Here is a 1481-nt window from a genome sequence, read left to right as displayed (position 1 = left end):
CATCGGCTTATACACATCTTCGTGCGCCGTCCTCGAACTCGGAAAGACGCGTTTACTTTCAATGACATAGCGCTGCGCTTTCGGCGGATCGCGTTTACTCTCGCTTTTTGCGTGAACGCCTTGGCCCTGGACACGACTTGCTGGACGGAAACGGAATTCGCCCACCTCGACCTCGGCGACGCGCGCCTGAATAAGCGAGCGAGGACATTGATGGAACGATTGGCGGCCAAGCCAACGGCCGGCGTGCCGCAGGCCTGTCGCGGCTGGGGCGAGACGATAGCGGCATACCGCTTCTTCGATAACGAGGAGGTCGAATGGGCCACCATTCTGGAGCCGCACTGGCGGCAGACCCAGCAGCGTATGGCAGCACACCAGGTGGTGCTGTGTCTGCAAGACACGACTGAGCTGGACTTCAATGGCCGCAGCACCGCGGGGCTTGGACCGCTGTCGTACGAGGCGCAGCGCGGTATGTACTTGCACCCGACCTACGCGGTGACACCCGAGCGAATGCCGCTGGGCGTACTGGACGCGTGGATGTGGGCGCGCGAGGCGAAGGACAAGCAAGGCAAACGTGGCGGCCTGAAGGAAAGCCTGCGCTGGATCGAGGGGTACGAACGAATCGCGGAAGCTGCGCCGAGCCTGCCGCACACGCGATTGGTGTACGTCGCTGATCGCGAGGCGGACATGATTGCGCTGATGGTGCGCGCGCAGCAGTTGGGCACGCCAGCGGACTGGCTGATTCGTTCGACCCATGATCGCGCACTGCCAGAAGGCGCGAAACTGTGGAGCGCTGCGAGCGAAGGCGAACCGCTCGGCGAGATAGCCTTCACGATGGGCTCGCGCCACGGGGTGAAGGCCCGCGAAGTGCGCCAGCATGTGTGGCTGCGGCGTATCGAGTTGCCTGCGGGCAAAGGCCAAAGCGTCGCGGCCACGTGCCTGGTGGCGCGCGAGTTCGACGCGCCCGCCGGCGTCAAGCCGATCGAATGGCGCTTGCTGACTAACCGGGAAGCGACGACGTTGCAGCAGGCCATTGAACTCATTGACTGGTATCGAGCTCGCTGGGAAGTAGAGATCCTGTTCAATGTGTTGAAGAACGGTTGCCGCGTCGAAGCCCTGCAGTTGGGCACGATCGAGCGGCTCGAGCGTGCGTTGGCGCTGTTCCTTGTGGTGGCTTGGCGCGTGACCTATCTGATGCGGCTGGGCCGCACTTGTCCGGACCTGGACGCAGAGCTGTTCTTCGATGTCGACGAAATTCGCGGCGCGTACCTGCTCACTGAGGCCAGGCAGCCGGCCAAGCCCAGGCTCAACGAGGTGCTTCGCTTGATCGCGCAATTGGGCGGTTTCCTTGGCCGCAAAGGCGATGGCGAGCCCGGCGCGAAAGCCATCTGGCTTGGACTCAGAGAGGTTCATGTCGCGGCTAAGACGCTACGAGCATTACGTGGCTACGGAAACGCCGACACTTCTGTATAAGCCGATGGCCT

At 62.9% G+C, this 1481-nt stretch carries 1 protein-coding gene; it reads left to right on the top strand.

Going from position 1 to position 1481, the window contains the following annotated elements:
• The first annotated feature begins 120 nt into the window (after nucleotides 1-120).
• Nucleotides 121-1470, top strand: a complete 1350-nt coding sequence (locus AWB78_RS42520; RefSeq protein ID WP_062613291.1) for an IS4 family transposase — start codon at nucleotides 121-123, stop codon at nucleotides 1468-1470.
• Nucleotides 1471-1481 lie beyond the last annotated feature (11 nt).

Origin of the sequence: Caballeronia calidae (assembly GCF_900044055.2) — a bacterium.
Lineage (GTDB): Bacteria > Pseudomonadota > Gammaproteobacteria > Burkholderiales > Burkholderiaceae > Caballeronia > Caballeronia calidae.
The sequence above is the reverse complement of the archived record's forward strand: the minus strand, read 5'-3'. Positions and strand labels throughout refer to the sequence as shown.